Raw genomic sequence first — 23,958 nt, forward strand, 5'->3', positions numbered from 1 at the left:
TATAGCTATTTTAAGATTTCATTTTTAACATGATTACGAAAGAGAAATCGCGCTTTCATTCAAGAAAATAAAATGAGTGAGAAGTGTTTATATGATGCTTACAACTTATAAATTTGGTTTTTATCTGTATTATCTTTCTTATAGTAAAGTATAGAAATTAGAATTTCGTGAAGAGAGAATGAAAAGTATGTTAGAAATTTCTCATATTGTAGTAAAGGGGATTTTATCCCGTTATTCGCCGGTGATAAGACACTCATCTTATAATTAATAGGGAAGTGGAAGTCAGAGAGACAGGTAGAGCTAACAGCTAGTAAAATCCAGATCGATTTAATTATCAATAGGAATGAAATTCACTAATAACATGGGTGTTTTATAAGGGAGAAGATAAAAAATTCGAAAAAAAGAAAAAATCGTTATAATAATGCAGAAATTTATTTTGGAAGGGTGAGAAATAATGGAGATTACAGATTCCATTTATGGAGTGATTTCTATTCATGATAGAGACATAATTGAATTAATAGAAACGAAAGTATTTCAAAGATTAGCTTATATTAAATAACAAGGGCATACATACTATGTACATTCAAATGCGACACATACAAGGATAGAACATTCTATCGGAGTATATGTGCTTGTGAATAAAGTTATAGATCATCTCATTGAAATAGGAGATATTACTTTCTCAGAATATGAAAGGAAAGTTGTTTCTGTTGTAGCTCTTCTTCATGATATTGGTCACGGGCCATATTCACATTGTTTCCAACGAATATCAGGTCAAGATCATGGTGATTGGACGATACGAATTATTCAAGAAGATAGAGAAATACGTACTATCTTAGAACGGACATCTGATTTATTAGAAGATGTAATTAAAGCTTTGTCAGAAGAAAATGTTTTTCCAATTATAGATGAAATTTTATTTTTATCATTAGGCATGGATCAGCTTGATTTTTGGAATCGGGATTTGCATTATTCATCATTGGAATTAGAAAGAGGTCCCATTGAAAAGCTTATTTCTACTATGCGTATGATCAATCAAAAGCTTGTTATTGAAGAAACAGGGATACCATATATAGAGCATCTTGTAAAGGTGAAAAGCTCTCTTTATCACAATGGATTTGGCCATCCGTTTGTAGTGGGAAAAGATTTGTTATTACTACTTATTTTTCAGAAAATCCAAGAGTTACAGCTTCCTTTGTATAATCCGATATTACAAAACTTCTTTCATAAGAGAGAAGAACTGAAAGTGAATGATTTCCTCCCTTTAAATGATCAAGTTATTTTAAACGAGTTACAGTGCGTTGCAAAATCTGAACATGAGGAATTAGCAAAACTAGCTCAATTATATCTTTCAGCATCAAAAAGTTTGAATTGGAAAGAGGGAAAAGAAGGTGATTTTAAGAATTGTAAAAAAGAAGCTCGATATATTTCTGAAGTTATGAGTGAGAATAAAGGTTATAGTTCATACATAGGCGGAATTTATATAAATAGAAATGCACGTTTTGAGGACATTTTAGAGACTTCTAAATACATTCAAGAAGTAACTGCTTTACCCAAAAGAGGGTACATGTACTATTTATAGCAGGATAAACAAAAAAGAGGAGCGCTTTGCGCTCCTCTTTTTTTTATGGCTTTACATCTAAATTTTGTAAAAATAATGTTGCAGAAACATAGCGTTTCGCTAACATTTGTACATATGCCGTATGTACAGAAAGTGTTGCGATAATAATCGCATTACGAATGGCTTCTCGTTGCTCATTGTTGATTTGATCAAACTGACTTGCGATTTTATCTGCTTTTTCTTTTACAATATTTTCAATTGTACGAATGGTATCAGTCGCGTTTAATTGTAAACAACCACCTTGATTCAATTCCTCAAATAAAGAAGAATAAGCGACGTATAAATGAACAGGATTGATTAAATCATCACTTCGATCTGCTGGATCATTTACGATGAGTCTTAACAGCTTACGAATGGATTCAAAATCAAGTGCTGTTTTTAAATCTTCAACAATGAATAATAAAGCTGCTTGTTCGATAGAATATTTTTTTCCTTTTTGTGGTGAACCAATCATTTCTTTTATATCTCGTTTTACCCAGTTTTGCATAGCTGTTACAGAAAAACTGGTATTTTCAATTTGATTACCAAGCGCAACGATCTCATTTAAAGAAAAGCCAATATCTGTATCTTCAATTTTAATGAGCTTTTCAAAAATAGGTGAAAGAGCGGTTGTAATAAAAGCTGTAACACTTTGTCCACATTCAATATCTTTTTTATGTGACTTTGCCCAAGCTTCTTGTAAAATAACGAGAGGCTTTTTTGCATTCCATCCTCTAAGAGAAAGAAGGAGCATTGCCATTTCGTTTCGTGTGAGATGAAATGTTTCCATCTTTTCACCTCCAAAATTATAAAAGTTCTTATGAACTTATAATATGTTTTGTTGCTTGTAAAGTCAATTCTGTTTTTCATTATTTTTCCTGTCATTTTATAAATTGTTAATAAAGTTAAATAAATAACACTTGCTTATTATAGAAAAAGTTCATATAATAGGTTCATAAGAACTTTTTGTTTAACTTTAAAATAAATCTATCATTCTTATTTTAAAGAAAGATAGATTTCACATATATCTATAGTAAAAGGAGAATGGATATAATATGTTGAAAAAAATCGTTACAGTAATGACTGCATTAATGGTTGTTTTTGGGGCTAGTAGCTTTGTTTTCGTAGATCATGCGGCAGCGAAAAGTTACAAGTCAGGTCAAAAATCATTTACACCAAGTTCAGGACAAAAATCAAAAGTTGATTTAAACAAAAAAGATTCTAATGTGAATGCACAGAAAACAAACCCTGATACAAAAACAAAAGCATCAAACACAGCACCGAAGAGTAATAAAGGGAGCTTTATGAAAGGTTTATTACTAGGTGGTCTTGGTGGTCTACTAATGGGAAGTTTATTTGCAAACATGGGAGCACTTGGTTCTGTATTAGCGTTCATGGTAAATATGCTAGTAATGGCTGGTATCGTAATGTTAGCGATTCGAGCATTTAAATATTTCAAAAATCAACGTAAGAAACAGGCAGAAGAAGCAGTATGGAAACGATAAAAATTTCTGAACAAGAGCTGATAAACGCACTATGTGTGTATATCGCAGAAAAGCGACAAGTTGGCCCAGAAGCAGTTTTAGTTGAACTAATGTACGATGATGACTATGGTTTTTCTGCTGAAGTAGAAGTAAATGGTCGCGGGCAAATTTTAATTCAAGCAAACTTAATTGAAGCACTTCGCTTATGGCTTGATAGGGAATACAATGTCAATCCGTTTGCGGCAAGGTTACAGCTTGAGTTAGATGATGAAGAAGGTATTTTCGCATTGGCGAATTTAAATAACTCGGATGAGTAGTCAAAAGGAGCTGTTGAGATTAATTTCAACAGCTCCTTTTAGTATGCACATTTTTAATGAAATAATGAACCTAGTAGTTAAGTAAGGGTGAATACCTTTGCTTCTTCATTTGTGTGCCCAGCTAAGCTGGGCACTATTCTCTAGGCAATGAATTATATAACTTCTTGAGGCGGATTTTGATCATCCTGATTTAAACAAAAATGACTCCAAAGTTCATTCATTTTACGTCTACCAGCGGTAACCATTGGGTTAAATTGAATTGCAGCTTGTTCGCGGACAGCCTGGACATTCTGGATAGCTTGCTGTAATTGTTGTCCGACTGAGTTTAATTCTGTACAAGCATGCTTAACAATTGAAAGACCGGCAACAGTTCCTTGCGCCATAGCAATTTTCCCACTTTCAATTCCAGTAATATTTCCAGCTACAAATAATCCGTGAAGAGGGGTTTCCATTGTCTCTGAATGGAATGGGACATGTCCACCCAGTTCAGGAATGTAATGGAATGGGCATCCTGCTACGGCAGCGAGCTCTGCAAGTGGATATAATCCTCCTGCGATACAAACAAAGTCTGCTTCATATATTTCTTCTGATCCTTTTATAATATTTCCTTTCGAATCAATGTTAGCAACACGAACACCCTCTACTTTATCCGTTCCGATAATTTCAATTGCAGCTTTGCGAAGGTGGAGTGGTGTACCATTTATTTTTATACCGTTATTCGGATAAAAGGTTAAACCAGCTTTTCGAATCCAATCATGTTTCATAAAACGACTTCCGATGCGTAGTAAAGCTGATGGGGCAAGGTGGGCAGCGTTTAATAGTGACTTTAAAACTTCCTCTGGTTCACCAGCTTTTTGGCTAAGGTCACCCTTTTCAGGGAGTACGATATGATCAACAGTAATACCAGCTAGTTGTAATTCATTTAAAATTGCAAATGATAAAATATTGGCTCCGATAATAATTCCTTTTTTCCCAACTTGGACTCTATGAACATTTGTCATAACTTGAGCAGCGCCAATTGACATGACTCCTGGAAGAGTCCAGCCAGGAAGTGGGATAGAGTATTCAGCAGCCCCGGTAGCAAGTAGTACAAAGGGGGCTTCAATTGTACCTATGCTTGTATGTACATACCAAATGTTTTCGTCTTTTTCTAAATTGTATACTGACACACCGCATCGAATATCTACTGAGAGTGCTTTTGCATCTTGATGAAGGCGTTCGGATTCTTTTATTCCGTTCCACCATTCTCCAGTTGGTTCTTGATGTAATTGTCCTAACAATCGTCCGCCAGGCTTCATAAATTCATCAATAACAAGTACGTTAAGTCCAGAACTAGCGCAAGCAATTGCACCAGCTAATCCTGCTGGTCCCGCGCCAATTACAATTACATCCATCATCGCTTTTCCACCATCTTTCTAATAATATTTGGATGCTGTTTCCCACTTTCAACAATCATTTCGTTTTCTACAACAGTTAAGCACGCTCGGACGTTCATTTGATTATTAACTGTTACGCGGCATTCAGAACAATGTCCAATGTTACAGTAAATTCCTCTAGGTGTACCACTATCTTCGTGAACGCGTAACGTTCTAATTCCATTTGCAAGAAGGGCAGCAGCAATCGTTTCATTTTCATATGCTTCGTATTCTTTATCGTTAAATTGAAATGAAATACGTTTTCTATCGTCTAAGTTTCCTAAAATAGGATGATGTAAAATTCTATTCATTGCTTTGCACCTACCGCTCCAAAAGTTACTGCGCGTATTGGTGGTTGATATTTTAATGGAATCTCATGAGGTGATGTTCCAGGATTTGCAATTTCTATCATTTGATCTATTGTCGTTCTACATGTACGCCCCCCGCAAAAGCCCATCCCAGCACGTGTTCTTAGTTTTAGCTCCCGAGCCGAGCAATTATATGCAGTAATTGTCGATTGAAGTTGTCCGTATGTAACTTCTTCACAACGACAAATAATTAAATTCTCTTTATTAGACATGTATATTCCTCCTCTAGTTCGGTTTATAAAAATTATAATGCAAAAGGTATGCCAATATAGAGGAGGGGAGGTTTTATTGTAACCCGAGTCTTTTTAAGCGGTTGTATAAAGTAGCTCTTGTTACACCAAGTTGTTTCGCACATTCTAATTTATTACCATTTAAAATTCGTAAAGCTCTTTTGATCACTTTTTTCTCGTGTTGATCCATCTCTTCTTGTAAGGAAAAAATCGTGTTGTTGTTACTGACTAATGAATAATGAGATGCTATTTCCTCTGGAGTACTGTTTGTATGAAAGGGTAAATATTCTTGCTTTATAATGCCGTCCGTTGCAAATACGACGAGTCTTTCTATAACGTTGCGCAGCTCGCGAATATTCCCCCGCCAATCGTAATGAAGGAGTTCGTGCATAATTTCTGGGGGGAAATCATGAATTGGCCTTTTGTAATTTATTGAAAAGTCGTTTAAAAAAGAATAGGTTAATTCTATAATGTCTTCTCGTCTTTCACGTAATGGTGGAATGTGTAAGCTAACTACATTTAAGCGATAATATAAATCTTCACGAAATGTTCCTTTTTTCATCTCTTCTTGTAAATCGCGATTTGTAGCTGCAATAACACGAAAATCAATATTAATTTCTTTTTCTCCACCGACACGATAATATTTTCGTTCTTGCAGTACACGCAAAAGCTTAACTTGCATATCGAGTGGCATTTCGCCTATTTCATCGAGAAATAAAGTGCCACCTTGTGCAAGTTCTATTTTGCCTTTCTTTCCTTTACTATTCGCTCCAGAAAAAGCTCCGCGCTCATAGCCGAATAATTCACTTTCAAATAATGCTTCTGGAATTGCACCACAGTTAATCGAAATGAAAGGAGCATTTTCTTTCTCACTTGCTTCATGAATCGCTTTCGCAAATACTTCTTTTCCGACACCGCTTTCTCCTAGTATTAAAACGGTCGATTTAACAGAGCAAACTTTCCTAGCCAATTGGATCGTTCTCTGTATGACAGCACTCTTTCCTTTCATGGAATGAAAGGGATCGGATGTGTCTTTATATTTTGCTACTTCTTGTTCTAAGCGGTGCACTTCATGTGACATATTAAATAACTTTTCATTTAGTACAACCTGACTTGTAACATCCGTTTCAGAAACGACTGCACCGATAATTTTGTTGTCGCAATAAACAGGATTTGAATTAATTAATACAAATAGATCGGAGCGAGGTTGATGATACTGAGCTATTATACGTTTTCCTTTATGTAATGATTGTAAAATTTCTAGATCTTTATAATCAAAAAAATGAGTAATAGGTTGTCCGATAATGTCCCCATATTTTACTGAAAATATTTTTTCGGCTCCATCTGTCCATGTACGAACACGTTCATTATCGTCGATAACAGTAACTGAAGAATCTGTCGTTTGAAGAACGGTATTGTAAAATGCCTGTAATTGATTGTAAGAATTATAGAGAAAAGGGACCATTTGGGTAACAGTTATACAGTGTGTTGGATCTTGTGTTTTATTGAGAATAACGACTGCAAAATGATTAGAAAATGCTTTGATTAAATTAGAGAAGGAGTCTTCTTCATATAAAGTTGCACAAAGTAATTCTTTCGTATGTGCAGTAAGGTAATAAAATTCGCCATTTTTTTGTTTGATGTGACTTATGTCGAATGTATGATTTGTTGAAAAATATTTTATAAGTTCTTTTATTGATGGGAATGAAAATGCCATATTATCCTCCTGTAGTGTGAAAAATTTTAGACACTGATAAAAAAATAATACACTTATTTCTGTTAAATTCAAAATATTTTTACATCTATTTTTCTCACATATGAAAATAAATATATTTTGAGTTGGCATACCAATTGCATAAATAGAGGATGAGAGATTTGAAAGAAAGGAGGGGGCTGCATGAGACACTGTGACGTTTTAATACTAGGCGGTGGAATTATTGGCTGTTCTATTGCTTATTACACTTCAAAATATGGAAGAGACGTAACAATCATTGACAAGGGGGAATTTGTCAGTGGCACGTCTTCACGGTGTGACGGCAACATTTTAGCCATTGATAAAGACCCAGGCTTTGATAGTCAGATGTCGCTAGTAAGTCAAAAATTAGTAACGGAATTAAGTGAAGAATTGGAACATTCGTTTGAATACCGAGCGCCAGGAAGTATTCTTGTCTGTGAGTCAGAGGAGGAAATGGAGGCAGCTCAAAAATGGGTGAATCGTCAAAAAGAAGCTGGCTTACCGTTTCGGATGCTTGATAGACAAGACATAAGAGAAGAATCACCGTTTTTCGCTGATGATTTATTAGGTGGTTTAGAATGTGCAACAGATTCGACTGTAAATCCGTATCTCCTTGCTTTTTCACTTCTTGCAGAAGCGGAAAAATTGGGGGCAAAATCTTTTAAGCATACAGAAGTAAAAGAAATGAGGAGAGCCATAGATGGTTCCTTTATTGTAGAAACGACAAATGGAACGTTTACTGCAAAGCAAATTGTGAACGCAGCGGGAGTATGGGCCCCTAAAATTGGAGAAATGTTGGACCTATCTATACCGATTGAGCCAAGAAAAGGACATATTATCGTAGCTTCAAGGCAACAACATGTAGGCTCTCGCAAAGTAATGGAATTTGGTTATTTAATTTCTAAGTTTGGTGGGAAACGGAAAGTCGATGTTTTGACTGAAAAATACGGTGTAGCTCTCGTGTTTGAACCAACAGAAAGTCAAAATTTTTTAATTGGTAGTAGTAGAGAATTTGTAGGATTTCATACGAGGATAAACAACGAAGTAATTAAGTGTATTGCGAATCGAGCGATTCGTTTTTATCCAAAAATGGCAGATATGATGGTTATTCGTTCTTACGCTGGCCTGCGTCCATGGACAGAAGATCATTTGCCGATCATTTCACGAGTAGAACATATTCCAAACTATTATATCGCTGCAGGACATGAAGGGGATGGAATTAGTCTCGCAGCAGTTACAGGGAAAGTTATTGAAGAGCTCTTAAACGAAAGAGAAACATCAATTCCGATTGAACCGCTTCGTTTGAATCGTTTTACAGAAAGGGTGTTAAACGGATGAGGTCACAAAGAGTCTTTACGACGATTGATACGCATACAGGTGGAAATCCTACGAGGACGTTAATTAGCGGACTTCCAAAGTTAATAGGAGAGAACATGGCAGAAAAAATGCTTCATATGAAGAAAGAGTACGACTGGATCCGTAAATTGTTAATGAATGAACCGCGCGGTCATGATGTGATGTCTGGGGCGTTATTAACAGATCCGTGTCATCCAGAAGCGGATATAGGTGTCATCTACATAGAGACAGGTGGATATTTACCGATGTGTGGTCACGATACGATCGGTGTATGTACGGCTTTAGTTGAATCAGGTTTAATACCTGTATATGAGCCGATAACTTCTTTGAAATTGGATACACCAGCTGGTCTTGTTGAAGTGGATATTTCTGTTCAAGACGGTAAAGCAAAAGAAGTATCTTTTTGTAATATACCAGCTTTTTTACTAAAGAGTATTTCTGTCCATGTTGAAGGGATTGGAAATGTAGATGTTGATATCGCATATGGCGGAAACTTTTATGCCATTATCGATGGGGAAGCGCTTGGTCTAGAGTTAGTGCCAGAAAATGCTTCTACAATAATTGATAAAGCGATCCAAATAAGAAATACGATTAATGAAAAATTTGAAGTTATTCATCCGCAATATTCATTTATAAAAGGGGTAACACATATTGAATTTTACACAGATCCTACCCATGAAACGGCACATGTAAAAAATACCGTTGTTGTTCCACCGGGAGGAATTGATCGTTCTCCGTGCGGTACGGGAACATCTGCGAAGCTAGCTGTATTATACGCTAATAAAAAAATTGCAATGCAAGAAGAATTTGTTCATGAAAGTATTGTTGGCTCGTTATTTAAAGGAAGTGTAATAGATACAACATATGTGGAGAACATTGAAGCTGTAGTAACAAAGATCACTGGTTCAGCTTGGCTAATGGGAATGCATAGATTTTTTTACAATGAAGAGGATCCACTGAAAGAAGGATTTTTGCTAATTCCGCCGATGGAACATGAAACGGAGGAAGTGAAATGAAGATTCAAAAAATGTATATGACAGTAGATGTACACGTAGCTGGTGAAGCGTTTCGTATAATTAAAGACGTACCGTGTAAATACTATCATAGTTTGGAACAACTAAATGAACAAATTTCTGGTGAATTAGCAGAGGAAATGCAGCTTTTATTAAATGAACCACGTGGGTTCATAGGTTTAAACGGATGTGTTGTCGTTCCTTCTATTCATAGTGAAGTTGATGCAGCTGTATTATTTTTTAATCATAAAGGATCAATTCCTCTTCATTACGGTGGGATTGTCGCGGTAGTAACTATGTTACTTGAAAGTGGACACTTAAAACAAAGCGATTCAAATCAATACAAAATTGAAACGCTATGCGGTGTGTTTTTAGTCCGTGCACATGTAGAAAAGGATGAAGTCGTTTCTGTATCGCTAGAAAGTAAAGTGTGTTACTCAATCGAAGAGAATCTACCACTACATAGTCCTATTGGAAATATACACTACTCTCTCATACAAGCTGATCAAGTATATGCAGTGTTTCAGAAAGAGGAATGTTCTCCGGAAATTTGTATTGAAAACATTTTTGAATTAAAGAACTGGGGGAAAGCTATACTTGAGTCCATGCCAAAGCAGCCACTTATAAAAAGAATCGTTTTAGTAGATTCTTCCCACATAAAAGAGAATCGTATAAAAACAATTACGTTTCAGGATGACGACTATATTGTGCGTTCGCCTGGATTCGCATCAACAAGTGTTTCGTATATAAGTAGCCTTTCTATAGGTGATGTACGTACGGAAGAACCTTTTATTAATGAGAGTATTTTTAATAGTTTTGTGAAGGTGCAAAAAGTGAATAAGGAAGAGAAAGGATATACATTTACTTTCACAAGCAGAGGGTTTATTACAGGTATGCAAACATTTGTATTAGACCCTACTGATCCATTTCCAGTAGGCTTTTTATTAAAATAACGGTTAATACAGTATGTGGAAAAAACAAATGAAATGTAAGGGAGAGAATATGATGAAAAGTATAAAAGGAGCATTTCCAGTATTAATTACTCCGATGGATGAATTTCAAGAGATTGATTGGAACGGAGTGAAACAGAACGTAAACTATTTTATTGAGCAGAAGGTTGCCGGCATCATCATTAATGGAAGTACGGGAGAATTTGTTAGTTTATCAAAAAAAGAACGATTTAAGATGGTGGAAACGGTATTAAAAGAAGTTGATGGACGCATTCCTGTAATTGTTGGAACTGCTGCAGAGACGACGAAAGAAACGATTGAATATACGAAGCATGCAGAAGCTCATGGCGCAGATTGTGCATTAATTATTAACTCTTATTATTGTAAACCGAAAGAAGAAGAAATCTACTTTCATTTTAAAGAAATCTCAAATGCTGTAAATATACCAATTATGTTATACAATAACCCGTTTACCTCTGGTGTTGATATGAGTATAGAGCTTATGCTTCGAATAGGAAAAGAATGTGAAAATGTTACACATATTAAAGAATCTAGCGGAGATATTCGTAAAGTGAGAGATTTAGTAAGAAAAGGAGAGAGTGCTTTTCAAGTCTTTTGCGGATCCGAAGATTTAGTTATGGAATCATATTTAGTTGGTGCTACTGGATGGGTCTCTGTGGCGGGTAATATCGTTCCGGGACTTGTTACAAAAATGTATGAGCATTTTCAAAATGGAGAGTTCGAAAATGCATGGGAGATTAATGATACAATTTTGCCTCTTTGTGAATTCCTAGAAGGGTCAGGGAAATACGTACAAATTGTTAAACGTGCAATGGAGTTACACGGACAAACTGGAGGTCCATCTCGTTATCCAAGATTAGGATTGACACAGGAAGAAGATCAAAAACTTCAACAGATTTTATTACAAATAACGGCTAATTCAGCTGTTTAAACTAAGGAGGAGGGGGAAAATATGTTAACGACAAACATGGAGCTAAAATCAAAAGTAAAAGCGTTTTTAAATGAAGAAATCAAATTGTTTATTAATGGTGAATTTGTTCCTTCTATTAGTGGAAAGACGTTTAAAACATATAATCCGGCTACAGAGGATGTTCTTGCGGTAGTGAGTGAGGCGCAAGCGGAAGATATTGATGTAGCGACGAAAGCTGCAAGAGAAGCTTTTGAAACGGGCCCTTGGTCTGAAATGACTACTGGAGAAAGAGCACATCTTATATATAAATTAGCTGATTTAATTGAAGAACATAAAGAAGAATTAGCGCAGCTAGAAGCTTTAGATAATGGGAAACCGTATCAAATTGCGCTTGAAGATGATATTCCAGCGACAGTAGAAAATTACCGGTATTATGCTGGTTGGACTACAAAAATTGTAGGACAAACAATTCCTATTTCAAAAGATTATTTAAATTATACACGTCATGAACCGATTGGGGTTGTTGGTCAAATTATTCCTTGGAATTATCCGTTAGTTATGTCCGCTTGGAAAATGGGTGCTGCTCTTGCGACAGGATGTACGATTGTATTAAAACCAGCAGAGCAAACACCGTTATCTTTACTATATGCTGCAAAGCTTTTTAAAGAGGCGGGATTTCCAAACGGTGTTGTAAACTTTGTTCCAGGTTTCGGACAAGAAGCAGGAGCAGCAATCGTAAACCATCATGATATTAATAAAGTAGCTTTCACAGGTTCGACAGTTACAGGGAAATATATTATGCGTCAATCTGCTGAAACAATTAAACATGTAACGTTAGAACTTGGAGGTAAGTCACCAAATATTATTTTAGAAGATGCCGATTTATCTGAAGCTATTAATGGTGCCTTCCAAGGCATTATGTATAATCATGGTCAAAACTGTAGCGCAGGATCTCGTGTGTTCGTTCATCGGAAACATTATGAAAGAGTAGTAGATGAACTTGTAGAAATGGCGAATAAAGTTAAGCTTGGTGCCGGTATGGAAAAGGATACAGAAATGGGCCCGCTCGTATCTAAAAAACAACAAGAGCGTGTGCTAAAGTATATTGAACAAGGAATGGCTGAAGGAGCAACAGTTGTAGCTGGGGGAGAACGGGCATTTGAAAAAGGTTATTTTGTGCAGCCCACAGTTTTTACAAATGTTACAGATGATATGACAATCGCAAAGGAAGAAATATTTGGACCAGTCGTTGTAGTTATGCCATTTGATTCGACTGAGGAAGTAATTGAAAGAGCGAATAGCTCTTCTTACGGATTAGCAGCAGGTGTATGGACACAAAATATTAAAACTGGACATCAAGTCGCAAATAAATTAAAGGCAGGAACCGTTTGGATTAATGATTATAATTTAGAAAATGCAGCGGCACCATTTGGCGGATATAAACAATCCGGAATTGGACGCGAATTAGGGTCGTATGCACTTGATAACTACACGGAAGTAAAGAGTGTTTGGGTTAATATAAAATAATGATCAAATAGGAAGAGTGAACGGACAACTTGAATGAACGGTGAGGTTGTCCGTTTTATTTTTTAAGCACGCAATAAATAACTCTTTTTCACACAATTATGAGGGGGATTGGGATGGAAAAGTTAGTAGAGTGGTTAGTAGGACAAGTATGGAGTATAGGATTAGTTATTTTTGCGTTAGGAGCAGGCGTGTATTTCACAATTGCTACTCGTTTTTTACAAATTCGGTATTTTAAAGAGATGATCAAACTATTATTTGAAGGAAAGAGCTCAGAGACCGGGATATCTTCATTTCAAGCATTTTGTTTAGCGTTATCGGGCCGGGTCGGAATTGGAAATATTGCTGGTGTAGCGACAGCTATTGCTTTTGGTGGTCCAGGAGCTGTGTTTTGGATGTGGGTGATGGCTCTATTAGGAGCAGCTAGTGCATTCGTTGAGTCAACGCTTGCTCAAGTGTATAAAAGTAAGGTAGGAAATGAATATCGAGGTGGTACACCATATTTTATTGAAAAAGGCTTAAAAATAAAATGGTTTGCCGTCATTGTAGCGGTTGTCGTGACGATTTCATACGGCGTTTTATTGCCAGGGATTCAATCAAGTAGCATTGCGGTTGGATTTGAAAATTCTTCTGGTATTAGTAAATATATGACTGGTGTATTTTTAGTTGTATTGCTGGCAGCGATTATTTTTGGCGGAGTAAAGAGAATTGCTGCTGTTTCTCAAACTCTAGTGCCGTTTATGGCAATTGGTTATGTAATTGTTACATGTATCGTTTTAATTGCTAATATAACGGAAATCCCTAATATGTTCACACTTATTTTCTCAAGTGCATTTGGAATCGATGAAATGTTTGGCGGAATTGTTGGGGCAGCCATTGCATGGGGAGTGAAACGAGCTGTATTTTCAAATGTTGCTGGTGTTGGAGAAGCAACGTATAGCTCTGCAGCTGCTGAAGTATCACATCCTGCTAAACAAGGATTAGTACAAGCATTTTCGGTTTACATCGATACAATTGTTGTGTGTACAGCAACAGCTCTCATGGTTTTAATAACAGGGATGTATAATGTCATACCTGAAGGAAAGAGCGCCATTGTGAAAAATATGGGGAATGTTGAAGCAGGGCCAATTTACACACAACAAGCAGTTGAAACTGTTATGACAGGTTTTGGTCCATTATTTATTTCAATCGCAATCTTTTTCTTTGCATTCACAACTCTACTAGCATATTACTATATTGCCGAAACTACACTTACTTACTTGGATCATAAATTGAAATTTAAATGGTTAAAAACGATTTTGAAATTCGGATTTTTAATTATGGTTTACGTCGGTAGTGTGGAATCAGCTTCACTTTTATGGAATCTTGGAGATTTAGGGATAGGTAGTATGGCATGGCTGAATCTTTTAGCGATTTTATTGTTAAATAAGACGGCATTAAAAGTATTAAAAGATTATGAAACGCAGAAAAAAGAAGGGAAAGATCCAATATTTGACCCTAAAAAAGTAGGGCTTGAAGGTGTTGTATTTTGGGAAGAAAAGTGTAAAGAAGGTGAAAATGAAATTTCTAGAAGAAAAGTACCAGTAGATGATAGTGTGAAATTGTAGCGTTATATATTTTTAAGGTTAAAAAACTGAAAATTCTATCTTTTTTATGATAATATATCAACAACATGGTTTTATAAATGATGTATTACTTCATTACAAAGAGGGCATTGGAAATTTTTTAAAACCAATTCCAGAAATCACAGAAACATATCATGCATTTACACAAGCTTGTTTCCAGGAAGGTGCATTAACAAAACGCGAAAAACAGCTCATTGCGTTAGGGATTAGTTACTAAAAAATTAATCACGACAAAAACGATTCCAAATAATAAAAAGGAAATCTTATTTAAAACAACCTCTTTAGGAAAAGAACTGTTTTACTTACACCAGGCGTTGCATGATGTAAGTAATAGAGAAGTTATTCGATTTTTAAATAGATATAATCCAAATGAATTAAAGTTGGTTTCTCGTTTCCTAGAAGGTACTTTAGAAGCATCGTGGGTAAGGGGCGAACTTAATAAAATAGAAGATAAAAATTTTGAGTAAAAGGAATTGTGCAGAAATTAATTTTAAAGGCCATTGTTTTAAATGGCCTTTTTGTTTTGATTAAAAAATGAGTTTTAAAGTTTTAACATACTAGGTCCTTTGAAAAATACGTTATGACAGTGATTGAATAAAAGAATGTAGCACATTGTTAAAATGGTCAGCTTCTTCTAGAAATGGACAATGACAGCTGTTTTCGAAAATAACGAGTTGAGAGTTATTAATATGTGCGTGTAAATGTTCGCCCGCAGCAACTGGAATTAATTTTTCTTCTCTACCGAAACAAAGTAAAGTTGGTTTTGTAATTGCATTTAATTCTTTCCGATAATCAACAACAGATTGATCGAATAAAATCGCGCTCGCAATAGATGCTGGAACCTTTGTTACCTCCTCAAGTATCCAAGTTGAATCTTCTGTAGAAAGGGGATTTTTAAACATGAGAGGGATAAAACCCTTTAGAAACTCAACTTGATTTGTTTGAACTTCTCTCATGAAATGAATAAGTGTTGGGAAATCAAAGGCACCAATAGGGAAATCGGGCCATTTAAAATCTGATGCTAATTCATCAACAATAACAGAACCTTTAATATTTTGTTCTCCAAATTGCTTTATATATTCCCATACAACAAATGCTCCCATTGACCAACCGACTAAGATAACATCTTTTAAAGATAAACTTTCTATAAAAGCATGCACATCATGGGCATAGTTTGTAATTGTATGTCCAGTTTCAATATGGGGAGAGCGCCCGTGACTTCGTAAGTCAATTGAAATCGCACGATATTTTTCACTGAAATAAGGGATTTGTTTATGAAAAAAACGGCTGCTCATCCAGACGCCGTGAATAAAAAGAATGGGCGTACCTTCTCCGCGCTCTTCGTAGTATAAGTTCACACCATTTTCAAGCTTGATAATAGGCATAACGGAAAGCCTCCTTTTAATAAATGGACTTTTTATGATTTTATTCTGCTTTTCATGTTTTTTTCCTCTTATATAGGAGAAGTAAGATGTTTTTTTGTGTAAAATAGGGCAGAACCTTTATTTTATTTATAAAAAATGTGTTTAAAATATTGTCATATTTGCTTCTTTAAGATATCCTTTTCATGAAGAGGTGGAAATCATGGAAAAAGTACTAGTTTTCGGGCATAAAAACCCAGACACAGATGCAATTTGTTCTGCAATTGCTTATGCAGAGCTGAAAAAAGAATTAGGAATGAATGCTGAGCCTGTACGTTTAGGTGAAATCAGCGGTGAAACTCAATTTGCGTTAGATCATTTTAAAGTAGAAGGACCGCGTTTTGTTGAAACAGTAGCAAACGAAGTGGACAACGTGATTTTAGTTGACCATAACGAACGTCAACAAAGTGCTAACGATATCGAATCTGTTCGTGTGTTAGAAGTTATCGATCATCACCGTATTGCTAACTTTGAGACAAGCGATCCTTTATACTACCGTTGCGAGCCAGTTGGTTGTACAGCTACAATCTTAAACAAAATGTACAAAGAAAATGGCGTTGCAATTCGTAAAGAAGTTGCAGGTTTAATGTTATCTGCAATTATCTCAGATTCTTTACTATTTAAATCTCCAACTTGCACAGAACAAGACATAGCTGCAGCTCGTGAATTAGCGGAAATCGCTGGTGTTGACGCGGAAAGCTACGGCTTAGAAATGTTAAAAGCTGGTGCAGATTTAAGCGGTAAAACAATGGAGCAATTAATCTCTCTTGACGCAAAAGAATTCCAAATGGGCGATGCAAAAGTTGAAATCGCACAAGTAAACGCTGTTGATACAAACGACGTTCTTGTACACCAAGCGGAATTAGAAAAAGTAATCTCTGCAGTAGTAGAAGAAAAAGGTTTAGACCTATTCTTATTCGTTGTGACTGATATCTTAACTAACGATTCTGTTGGTCTTGCTATCGGTAAAGCGACACAAGTTGTTGAAAAAGCATACAACGTAACATTAGAAAACAATACAGCAACTTTAAAAGGTGTTGTATCTCGTAAAAAACAAATCGTTCCTGTATTAACAGAAACGTTCCAAACTCTATAAGAGAAGTTTTGGATGAAAAGGAAAGGACAAACAGATATATAGTCTGCTTGTCCTTTTTTGTTTTTAGGAAGCATAAAATTTCGGATATTAAGGTCTGTTATTTTAATGTTTCATTTAGGGAAAATGGAACTTGGGTAGGAAGAAAAGAAAAACCTGATATTTTTATCTGTGAATTAAAAATGCTATGATTTCATTAGTAATTACTATGTCTTAAAAGTAATAATGAAAAAATAAAACAAATTATATATAGGATCGAAAGAGAAAAGAGGGAAAAAGGGAATAATGAAAAGGCTATGCATCATTCCATGTGGAAAAAAGAAAATCTGGGATCAGTATCCTGATAAGGGACCAACAGAAGCAAAGGATGTATACATTAGTCCATTCGGAAAAGCATGCCAAGCATATGCTTCGCAATTTTTTTCACACTGGGTTATTTTATCAGCTAAACATGGATTTATACTGCCAACTGATATAGTAGAAAAAAACTATGATCTTGCTTTTAATTCGAAAAGTAATGAGATTATTAGTATGGAACAACTAAAAAGACAAATGATTGAAAAGAAATTATTAGACTTTAATGAAATTGTCCTGCTTGCAGGCAAGAAGCATAAAAAAATAGTGACAAAGTTATATCCGGAAGAAATGATTTCCTATCCGTTAGAAGGCTGTAAAGGAATTGGATATATGCTGCAGAGGTTGAAGTGGGCGGTTGAAAATCATAACGAGATTCAGTAAAAGTTAAAAGAACTCGATTTATCCCGCATTAACGGGCAGTAAGCCCCCGCTGATTAAAGTTTCACTTTATATTGTACATCAGGGTGCTATGTATCGTTAGAAATATAGATTTATAAGGAAAAAAGCTAGATGAGGAGTTAATGGGCGATCCATTTTTTGTTGATGTAAAAGATGTTAATTTCCCAGTGCATACAGCTGAACATGGAATGGGTTAGTGGGAGAGGTAATTATGTTATGTAGATATTGTCAGTCTTTAGTACAACAACCAAAACAAAAGAATATAAGTGGAAAGCACCCAAATTGGGTGCTTCTATTTTTAAGAGAATTTCCATTTAGAACATACTAAACGTTATAGTTTATTATTTGCTTCATAAGGTTTCTTATCTCTTTAACTGGTGGTTTTTTATCGTATACATCAACATATGAAAAATAATAATTTAAATTTCTAACAAGACCTCTTCCAATTTTTGCACTTAGGAAAGGAAATACTTGTCCAGTGTAGTCTTCGAGAGATTTACAATAGTATTTTTCATCCAAATAAATACTATATTTACATGTTAGCTCTACTAGTGGGTTACCTTCAGAATCATATACATCTTTAGATTCAATAATGTCTATTAGTGCAAATCTATCATTAAGATAGACTTTTTTCTTCTTTTCAGGTTTATTAGAAAGAATAAAAGCGAGACCTAGTGCATTAATCAATACGTTTCCTCCTACAAATAAAAAAGATATTAATAAAATATATCGATACATGTTAAATGTAAAGTGGTAAGGCAAATGGTAAAAGATTACTGTAAATATTATTAAGGGATTTCTAGAAGATAAAAAATATTATAGAGTTGGATTTATGCAGAATTTTAAAGAAAATATTCTTGAGTAAATTATAGGGAATTTAGTTGAAGTAGATGTTATTAAAAGTGAATATAAAAGAAATGAATCCCTGCAAGGGAAGTTGCAGGGATTCATAAGGGTATTGTCGAGAATGTCGAACTCGACAAAGTAATCTTAGCATGAATTTCTTGGAAAGAAACCTGGTAAATGTGTCCAAATGAATGTCTAGTATGGGGGCTATAAGAAACCTTTCAGACAAAGTCAAAGAGACCTACTTCCCGCAGCAGGTCCCTTTAACTAGATAATGTTGATGAGCAATAACCCATCTGGAGTACTTTTATCGTAACAAATGGAAAGGGTTTTGTGTATTGAGAAAAAATTTTAAGCAGACATTTACGGTAGCCATATATATGTCGAATTTTTACGCTTGTGTTCAATTCATAGAGTAATGAAGGAATAAAAAAGACCTGCAAGTAAGAAGCAGGTCGTAAGAAGGGGCTTTAATCCAACAGATTAATTAAACGTTATCAATTGTAATGAATGAAGTCCATAGGTTATATGTTGAGAAACTTTATATGAAAGATATTAACGTTTTGTATTCTTGAAAAAGAGATTGAAAAGAGCTGTGAAAATCTTCCTATACGAGAATAAAGTTCTATATTTATAAAGAGATTCATATTTCCAAGCATCACGATTAGAAACCTTGAGTTGTTTATTCGAAGAGCGAAAAACAATTAGATTATTGTTGCGTTTCATAAATAAACCTCCCTTAGTTTGATGCGGATATATTATGGGAATGAATCTGTAATTTGTGTGAGAAATAGTTTAAATGAGAATCTTTTCTTTTCATTATCGTATTGAAATTTCCTTTTCATAAGTATTTGGTCTGTTTTTGAAGTACTGTAACCCATAGAAACCAACTAGTATTCCAATACTTATTAAAATCCAGATGGAAGAGAAAGAGAGAATGATAAGAAAACAGACAATCAAACTTAAAGAAAGAATTTTGTTAAAGAGACCTGGTAATAATTTATATGCTGCAAAGATTCCACAAATGGCATTACAGATAAAGAAAGCATTTGCAATGGCTACAATTTGTTCTACTGTAATGAAATCGTTATAAAGACAGATAAATACAATGGTATGTACGCCGATTAAGAAAAGTAAAGAATAGATTGATACATTCGATTTCGTACGATAGGAAAGTGTATATAATTTCTTTATATATTTTGCTTCGGAAGCGATAAGACGCGAGACCCCGCCAACAACTAATAAATATGTACTCATGCAAAGAACAGTAGTAATAAAAGCGATAAGAGGAACAGCAAACTCTCCAAATAAAGTAGCTAATATGGCTGTTATTCGTAAGTCTTCTTGATGTGAACTAGGAATTACAATCCATTGTGTGGCGCCTGCCACGACAAGACAAACAACCGTTACAGTAAGTGTGCTTATCGTAATTGCTTGTGGGATGGTTTTTTTTCGATTTTTGACATCCATACTGTAATTCCCAATAATCTCCCAACCTACTAAAGCCCAAAAGAGCAATAAAATACTATATCCAAAATCTCCAAAAGAAAAAGATGTTTGAACTAGCTGTTCCGATCGAAAATGAGGGATAGAACGAATTCCACCGCTCAATAAAAGAACGGTTGCAGCTGTTGAAAATACAAATGATATTTTTCCAATAGATGATATATCTAATAATAAAATCAATACACAAAGGCACATTAAAAGAAAACCAATTCCCTCTAATGGAACTTTAAAGTTTGAAAATAAAGCCGCTATATATTGACTGGCTGTCATAAGAACAGCTGTAGGTCCTAGACAACCTGCTATGATAAAGAAAATAGAAGTTAATTGCTTCATAGAAGGTCCAAAAGCTTGATCTACCGCATGTGCAACCCCAGATTCACTAGGGAAGAGAATACTTAACTTACCAAATAAGGAAGCGAATAGAAAACCAATTCCCATAATAAGTAGCCAAGCGATAATGGCATAATCTCCAGTTGTTTTGTAGATCAGTGGAGGAAGTAAAATAATCCCAGACCCTAAAATTGGACCAATAATTAAACCGCTGAGCAGTACTGGTCCTAATTTTTTCTTTCTCATATATGTATACATCTCCTTTTGAAAAATTGTGTTTCTTCTATTGTAATTCGAGTTTATCTATCAGTAAAATAGATATATATGAAGTTATTAATCGGAAATTGCGATGTTAGAATGGAGAGATTGAGATGGAGATTCGGCATTTAAAAACATTTAAAACAATTGTTGAGTTAGGAGGATATACACGGGCAGCCGACTATTTAGGATATGCACAATCTACTGTAACAGGGCATATTCAAGCAATTGAACAAGAAATGGGACAGCCTTTATTCAATCGATTAGGGAAAAAAATGGTGTTAACAGATGTAGGAAAGCATCTACTGCCTTATGCAAATGAAATGATTGCTTTGTCTGAGAAAGCAAAACAAATCCCAAGTGTGGATAATGAGATTACTGGAAAAATTGTAATTGGTGCCCCAGAATCATTAACAATTTACCGCTTGCCCTCTATTCTTCATGAATATAAAAAGAAGTATCCAAAAGTAAAAATTACATTAAAAGCTTCAACGTGTCGGGAATTGAGAAATGATTTAAAGAGTGGAAATATAGATATTGCTTTCCTCTTAGACACTGAGCGTCATGAAGAGGATTTACATATTGAGCAACTTGTCATGGAGCAAATGGCATTTGTTTTTCCAAAAGATTACACTGTGACACAAACAGATTCGCAAGATGTCCAATTTTCTCAAGAGGAAACGTTTTTGTATACGGAACGTGGTTGCAGTTATCGAGCATTTTTTGAGCATTATTTACAAAGACAAGGCATTCAGCATGAAAGTACATTTGAATTTTGGAGCATTGAGGCGATAAAGCAATGTGTCATGTGCGGATTAGGAATTTCTTTATTACCAATTATTACGGCCCAGCAAGAGCAGAAAGACAAGAAACTACAAGCTGTTATTTTAAATGAAGCAAAGTTTGCAACACAACTTGTATATCATAAAAATAAATGGTTTTCTCCAGCTTTACATGAGTTTTTAATGATTATTCGTAAGCATGCGAAGGGATGGAGAGAAGTAGAGAGTACAGTAACTTTTAACTAATGATATAATATTAATAGATGAAAGACTAAGAAAAGCAGGTGAATCTTTTTTGTTTACAAAAGCACAAGAACTTTTAGCTTCCTATTTTGGCTACTCGTCATTCCGTAGAGGGCAGGATGAAACAATTAAAAATGTATTGGCTGGAAAAGATACAGTTTGTATTATGCCAACAGGCGGTGGCAAATCAATTTGTTATCAAATTCCAGCACTAGTATTTGAGGGGACGACATTAGTTATCTCACCTTTGATCTCACTTATGAAAGATCAAGTAGATACATTAGTACAAAACGGGATTTCAGCTACATATATTAATAGTTCTATTTCAATTACAGAAGCAAATCAACGAATCCAATTAGCGAAACAAGGTCATTATAAGTTGTTATATGTGGCGCCGGAGCGTCTTGATTCAATGGAATTTGTAGATCAATTAATTGATATGAAGATACCGATGATCGCAATTGACGAAGCCCACTGTATTTCGCAGTGGGGACATGATTTCCGTCCAAGTTATTTACATATACATCGTATATTGGACTATCTTCCAGAAAAACCACTTGTACTTGCGTTAACTGCGACTGCAACACCGCAAGTGCGTGAAGATATTTGTCGTACGCTAGAAATTGATCAAAAGAATACAATTATGACAACGTTTGAACGGGAAAATTTATCGTTCTCGGTAATCAAAGGACAGGACCGAAATGCATATTTAGCGGATTATATTCGTCAAAATAAAAAGGAATCTGGAATTATTTATGCAGCGACAAGAAAAGTTGTTGATCAGTTGTATGAAGATTTATATAAAGCAGGCGTTTCAGTTGCACGTTATCATGCTGGAATGAATGATCATGATCGAAATGAACAGCAAGAGCGATTTTTACGTGATGAAGTGAGTGTTATGGTAGCGACATCTGCATTTGGTATGGGGATAGATAAATCAAACATTCGTTATGTGATTCATTATCAACTCCCGAAAAATATGGAAAGTTATTATCAAGAAGCAGGACGTGCTGGTCGTGATGGATTAGATAGTGAATGTATTTTGTTATATTCTTCTCAGGATGTACAAGTGCAGCGTTTTTTAATTGATCAATCTACTGGAGAATCACGTTTCTCAAATGAACTTGAAAAACTGCAACATATGACAGATTACTGCCATACAGAACAATGTTTACAATCATTTATTCTAGAGTACTTTGGAGAAGAGCCGAAAGAAGATTGTGGACGCTGCGGGAATTGTACGGATGAACGTGAGAGCGTCGACGTTACGAGAGAATCACAAATGGTCTTATCGTGTATGATTCGAACAAACCAGCGATTTGGAAAGCAAATGATTGCACAAGTATTAACGGGATCAAAAAATAAAAAAGTAATTGAATTTAATTTTCACACATTACCAACTTACGGTCTTTTATCGAACCGTAGCGTAAAAGAAGTAAGTGAGTTTATTGAGTTTTTAATTTCAGAAGAATTAATTGCGGTGGAACATGGGACGTATCCAACCTTAAAAGTGACAGCCAAAGGGAAAGAAGTATTACTCGGAAATGAAAATGTGTTACGGAAAGAAAGAGTAGAAACAAGACAGATTGTAGGGGACCATCCACTGTTTGAGATATTACGTGAAGTGCGGAAAGAAATTGCACAAGGAGAAGGCGTACCACCGTTTGTTATTTTCTCTGATCAAACGTTAAAAGATATGTGTGCGAAAATGCCACAAAGTGAAAATGAATTACTACAAGTAAAAGGGATTGGGGAGCATAAACTTGCGAAGTATGGTTCCCACTTCTTACAAGCAGTTATTGATTTTATGGAACAAAACCCAGATTACGCTGAAACAATGAAAACAGAAGTTGTTACGGAACGAAAAAAATCTGGAAAAGCATCAGCAAATTCTCACTTAGAAACGTATGAAATGTATAAACAGGGAACCGAGTTAAGTACAATTGCCAAAGAACGAGACTTATCACGCCAAACTGTCGAAAACCACTTAATTCGTTGTTATGAAGAAGGTATGGAAGTAGATTGGCCAAGTTTCGTTCCAGCAGAATACGAATCTCTTATTGAATCAGCAGTACAACATGCAGAAGGCGGATTAAAATCTATTAAAGAACAACTTCCAGATGAAGTGAGTTACTTTATGATTCGTGCTTATTTACAAATAAGAAAATAGAGAAG

The 23,958-nt window shown here is 35.2% G+C and carries 20 protein-coding genes and 2 pseudogenes; 14 read left to right on the plus strand and 8 right to left on the minus strand.

The genetic code is table 11. The features are described from left to right. The first annotated feature begins 454 nt into the window (after positions 1-454). Positions 455-1,582 (plus strand): annotated as a pseudogene (locus ORL93_RS02900) (HD domain-containing protein). A 43-nt stretch (positions 1,583-1,625) separates the two neighbouring features. Here the strand turns inward: ORL93_RS02900 and ORL93_RS02905 are convergent. Beyond that, positions 1,626-2,390, minus strand: coding sequence for a DUF1836 domain-containing protein (locus tag ORL93_RS02905; RefSeq protein ID WP_006095061.1), 765 nt, complete (start codon positions 2,388-2,390; stop codon positions 1,626-1,628). 265 nt (positions 2,391-2,655) lie between these two features. Between ORL93_RS02905 and ORL93_RS02910 the strand changes: the two genes are divergently transcribed. Both ORL93_RS02910 and ORL93_RS02915 read left to right on the plus strand, forming a co-directional pair. After that, the gene (locus tag ORL93_RS02910; protein WP_003198066.1) at positions 2,656-3,105 is read left to right on the plus strand and encodes a hypothetical protein; all 450 of its coding nucleotides are present in this window, start codon (positions 2,656-2,658) and stop codon (positions 3,103-3,105) included. Beyond that, the gene (locus ORL93_RS02915; protein WP_097794912.1) at positions 3,093-3,401 is read left to right on the plus strand and encodes a YxcD family protein; all 309 of its coding nucleotides are present in this window, start codon (positions 3,093-3,095) and stop codon (positions 3,399-3,401) included. The genes ORL93_RS02910 and ORL93_RS02915 overlap by 13 nt, the downstream gene beginning before the upstream one ends. Before the next feature lie 152 nt (positions 3,402-3,553). On the opposite strand, the gene ORL93_RS02920 is transcribed toward ORL93_RS02915, so the two are convergent. From ORL93_RS02920 to ORL93_RS02935, 4 genes are all read right to left on the minus strand, one after another. Continuing rightward, the gene (locus tag ORL93_RS02920; RefSeq protein WP_097794911.1) at positions 3,554-4,798 is read right to left on the minus strand and encodes an NAD(P)/FAD-dependent oxidoreductase; all 1,245 of its coding nucleotides are present in this window, start codon (positions 4,796-4,798) and stop codon (positions 3,554-3,556) included. Then, positions 4,795-5,127, minus strand: a complete 333-nt coding sequence (locus ORL93_RS02925; protein ID WP_018780641.1) for a (2Fe-2S)-binding protein — start codon at positions 5,125-5,127, stop codon at positions 4,795-4,797. The genes ORL93_RS02920 and ORL93_RS02925 overlap by 4 nt, the downstream gene beginning before the upstream one ends. Continuing rightward, positions 5,124-5,396, minus strand: coding sequence for a (2Fe-2S)-binding protein (locus tag ORL93_RS02930; RefSeq protein ID WP_097794910.1), 273 nt, complete (start codon positions 5,394-5,396; stop codon positions 5,124-5,126). Before ORL93_RS02930 ends, ORL93_RS02925 begins: the two co-directional genes overlap by 4 nt. 73 nt (positions 5,397-5,469) lie before the next feature. Continuing rightward, entirely contained in the window at positions 5,470-7,131 is a 1,662-nt protein-coding gene (locus tag ORL93_RS02935) for a sigma-54 interaction domain-containing protein (protein ID WP_097794909.1), read from the minus strand. 180 nt (positions 7,132-7,311) lie between these two features. Here ORL93_RS02935 and ORL93_RS02940 point away from each other — a divergent pair, with 180 nt between their 5' ends. The 7 genes and pseudogenes from ORL93_RS02940 to ORL93_RS02970 all read left to right on the plus strand — a co-directional run. Further along, a complete protein-coding gene (locus ORL93_RS02940; RefSeq protein WP_097794908.1) occupies positions 7,312-8,487 on the plus strand; it encodes an NAD(P)/FAD-dependent oxidoreductase in 1,176 nt (391 codons plus the stop codon). Continuing rightward, positions 8,484-9,521 (plus strand): proline racemase family protein, encoded by a 1,038-nt coding sequence (locus tag ORL93_RS02945; protein WP_018780638.1) that lies wholly within the window; start codon positions 8,484-8,486, stop codon positions 9,519-9,521. Before ORL93_RS02940 ends, ORL93_RS02945 begins: the two co-directional genes overlap by 4 nt. Further along, entirely contained in the window at positions 9,518-10,471 is a 954-nt protein-coding gene (locus tag ORL93_RS02950) for a proline racemase family protein (protein ID WP_097794907.1), read from the plus strand. Before ORL93_RS02945 ends, ORL93_RS02950 begins: the two co-directional genes overlap by 4 nt. 52 nt (positions 10,472-10,523) lie before the next feature. Next, positions 10,524-11,420, plus strand: a complete 897-nt coding sequence (gene dapA, locus ORL93_RS02955; RefSeq protein ID WP_097794906.1) for a 4-hydroxy-tetrahydrodipicolinate synthase — start codon at positions 10,524-10,526, stop codon at positions 11,418-11,420. Positions 11,421-11,441: 21 nt separating this feature from the next. Beyond that, on the plus strand, positions 11,442-12,926 hold the full coding sequence (locus ORL93_RS02960) for an aldehyde dehydrogenase family protein (protein ID WP_097794905.1): 1,485 nt from the start codon (positions 11,442-11,444) through the stop codon (positions 12,924-12,926). Between the two features lie 113 nt (positions 12,927-13,039). Then, complete coding sequence (locus ORL93_RS02965) at positions 13,040-14,530, plus strand: alanine/glycine:cation symporter family protein (RefSeq protein WP_097794904.1); 1,491 nt, start codon at positions 13,040-13,042, stop codon at positions 14,528-14,530. Positions 14,531-14,576: 46 nt separating this feature from the next. Further along, positions 14,577-14,759, plus strand: a pseudogene (locus ORL93_RS02970) (carboxymuconolactone decarboxylase family protein); the annotation flags it as partial. A gap of 367 nt (positions 14,760-15,126) precedes the next feature. On the opposite strand, the gene ORL93_RS02975 reads toward ORL93_RS02970, so the two are convergent. Continuing rightward, positions 15,127-15,933, minus strand: a complete 807-nt coding sequence (locus ORL93_RS02975) for an alpha/beta fold hydrolase (protein ID WP_018780632.1) — start codon at positions 15,931-15,933, stop codon at positions 15,127-15,129. Positions 15,934-16,132: 199 nt separating this feature from the next. Between ORL93_RS02975 and ppaC the strand changes: the two genes are divergently transcribed. Together ppaC and ORL93_RS02985 are read left to right on the plus strand one after the other, a co-directional pair. Further along, on the plus strand, positions 16,133-17,065 hold the full coding sequence (ppaC, locus tag ORL93_RS02980; protein WP_097794903.1) for a manganese-dependent inorganic pyrophosphatase: 933 nt from the start codon (positions 16,133-16,135) through the stop codon (positions 17,063-17,065). A gap of 282 nt (positions 17,066-17,347) precedes the next feature. Next, positions 17,348-17,800 carry a DUF6884 domain-containing protein gene (locus ORL93_RS02985; RefSeq protein ID WP_040119601.1) on the plus strand — a complete coding sequence of 151 codons (453 nt, stop codon included), beginning with the start codon at positions 17,348-17,350 and terminating at the stop codon, positions 17,798-17,800. Positions 17,801-18,142: 342 nt separating this feature from the next. On the opposite strand, the gene ORL93_RS02990 is transcribed toward ORL93_RS02985, so the two are convergent. Beyond that, positions 18,143-18,505 (minus strand): cytoplasmic protein, encoded by a 363-nt coding sequence (locus tag ORL93_RS02990; RefSeq protein WP_098160267.1) that lies wholly within the window; start codon positions 18,503-18,505, stop codon positions 18,143-18,145. A 978-nt stretch (positions 18,506-19,483) separates the two neighbouring features. Then, entirely contained in the window at positions 19,484-20,746 is a 1,263-nt protein-coding gene (locus ORL93_RS02995; RefSeq protein WP_033796208.1) for an APC family permease, read from the minus strand. A gap of 125 nt (positions 20,747-20,871) precedes the next feature. Here ORL93_RS02995 and ORL93_RS03000 point away from each other — a divergent pair, with 125 nt between their 5' ends. Together ORL93_RS03000 and recQ are read left to right on the plus strand one after the other, a co-directional pair. Then, a complete protein-coding gene (locus ORL93_RS03000) occupies positions 20,872-21,786 on the plus strand; it encodes a LysR family transcriptional regulator (RefSeq protein ID WP_097794901.1) in 915 nt (304 codons plus the stop codon). A gap of 49 nt (positions 21,787-21,835) precedes the next feature. Beyond that, a complete protein-coding gene (gene recQ / locus ORL93_RS03005; protein WP_097794900.1) occupies positions 21,836-23,953 on the plus strand; it encodes a DNA helicase RecQ in 2,118 nt (705 codons plus the stop codon). The last annotated feature ends 5 nt before the right edge of the window (positions 23,954-23,958 follow it).

Origin of the sequence: Bacillus sp. DHT2, assembly GCF_026241455.1 — a bacterium.
GTDB classification, from domain to species: Bacteria; Bacillota; Bacilli; order Bacillales; family Bacillaceae_G; genus Bacillus_A; species Bacillus_A pseudomycoides.

Bases quoted from the DNA above. Each gene is read 5' to 3' on its own strand.
- dapA (WP_097794906.1), top strand. From the start codon at position 10,524: ATGAAAAGTATAAAAGGAGCATTTCCAGTATTAATTACTCCGATGGAT.
- ORL93_RS02920 (WP_097794911.1), bottom strand. From the start codon at position 4,798: ATGATGGATGTAATTGTAATTGGCGCGGGACCAGCAGGATTAGCTGGT.
- ORL93_RS03000 (WP_097794901.1), top strand. From the start codon at position 20,872: ATGGAGATTCGGCATTTAAAAACATTTAAAACAATTGTTGAGTTAGGA.
- ppaC (WP_097794903.1), top strand. From the start codon at position 16,133: ATGGAAAAAGTACTAGTTTTCGGGCATAAAAACCCAGACACAGATGCA.
- ORL93_RS02905 (WP_006095061.1), bottom strand. From the start codon at position 2,390: ATGGAAACATTTCATCTCACACGAAACGAAATGGCAATGCTCCTTCTT.
- ORL93_RS02910 (WP_003198066.1), top strand. From the start codon at position 2,656: ATGTTGAAAAAAATCGTTACAGTAATGACTGCATTAATGGTTGTTTTT.
- ORL93_RS02965 (WP_097794904.1), top strand. From the start codon at position 13,040: ATGGAAAAGTTAGTAGAGTGGTTAGTAGGACAAGTATGGAGTATAGGA.
- ORL93_RS02925 (WP_018780641.1), bottom strand. From the start codon at position 5,127: ATGAATAGAATTTTACATCATCCTATTTTAGGAAACTTAGACGATAGA.
- ORL93_RS02950 (WP_097794907.1), top strand. From the start codon at position 9,518: ATGAAGATTCAAAAAATGTATATGACAGTAGATGTACACGTAGCTGGT.
- ORL93_RS02945 (WP_018780638.1), top strand. From the start codon at position 8,484: ATGAGGTCACAAAGAGTCTTTACGACGATTGATACGCATACAGGTGGA.
- ORL93_RS02915 (WP_097794912.1), top strand. From the start codon at position 3,093: ATGGAAACGATAAAAATTTCTGAACAAGAGCTGATAAACGCACTATGT.
- ORL93_RS02975 (WP_018780632.1), bottom strand. From the start codon at position 15,933: ATGCCTATTATCAAGCTTGAAAATGGTGTGAACTTATACTACGAAGAG.
- ORL93_RS02960 (WP_097794905.1), top strand. From the start codon at position 11,442: ATGTTAACGACAAACATGGAGCTAAAATCAAAAGTAAAAGCGTTTTTA.
- ORL93_RS02985 (WP_040119601.1), top strand. From the start codon at position 17,348: ATGAAAAGGCTATGCATCATTCCATGTGGAAAAAAGAAAATCTGGGAT.
- ORL93_RS02935 (WP_097794909.1), bottom strand. From the start codon at position 7,131: ATGGCATTTTCATTCCCATCAATAAAAGAACTTATAAAATATTTTTCA.
- ORL93_RS02940 (WP_097794908.1), top strand. From the start codon at position 7,312: ATGAGACACTGTGACGTTTTAATACTAGGCGGTGGAATTATTGGCTGT.
- ORL93_RS02995 (WP_033796208.1), bottom strand. From the start codon at position 20,746: ATGAGAAAGAAAAAATTAGGACCAGTACTGCTCAGCGGTTTAATTATT.
- ORL93_RS02930 (WP_097794910.1), bottom strand. From the start codon at position 5,396: ATGTCTAATAAAGAGAATTTAATTATTTGTCGTTGTGAAGAAGTTACA.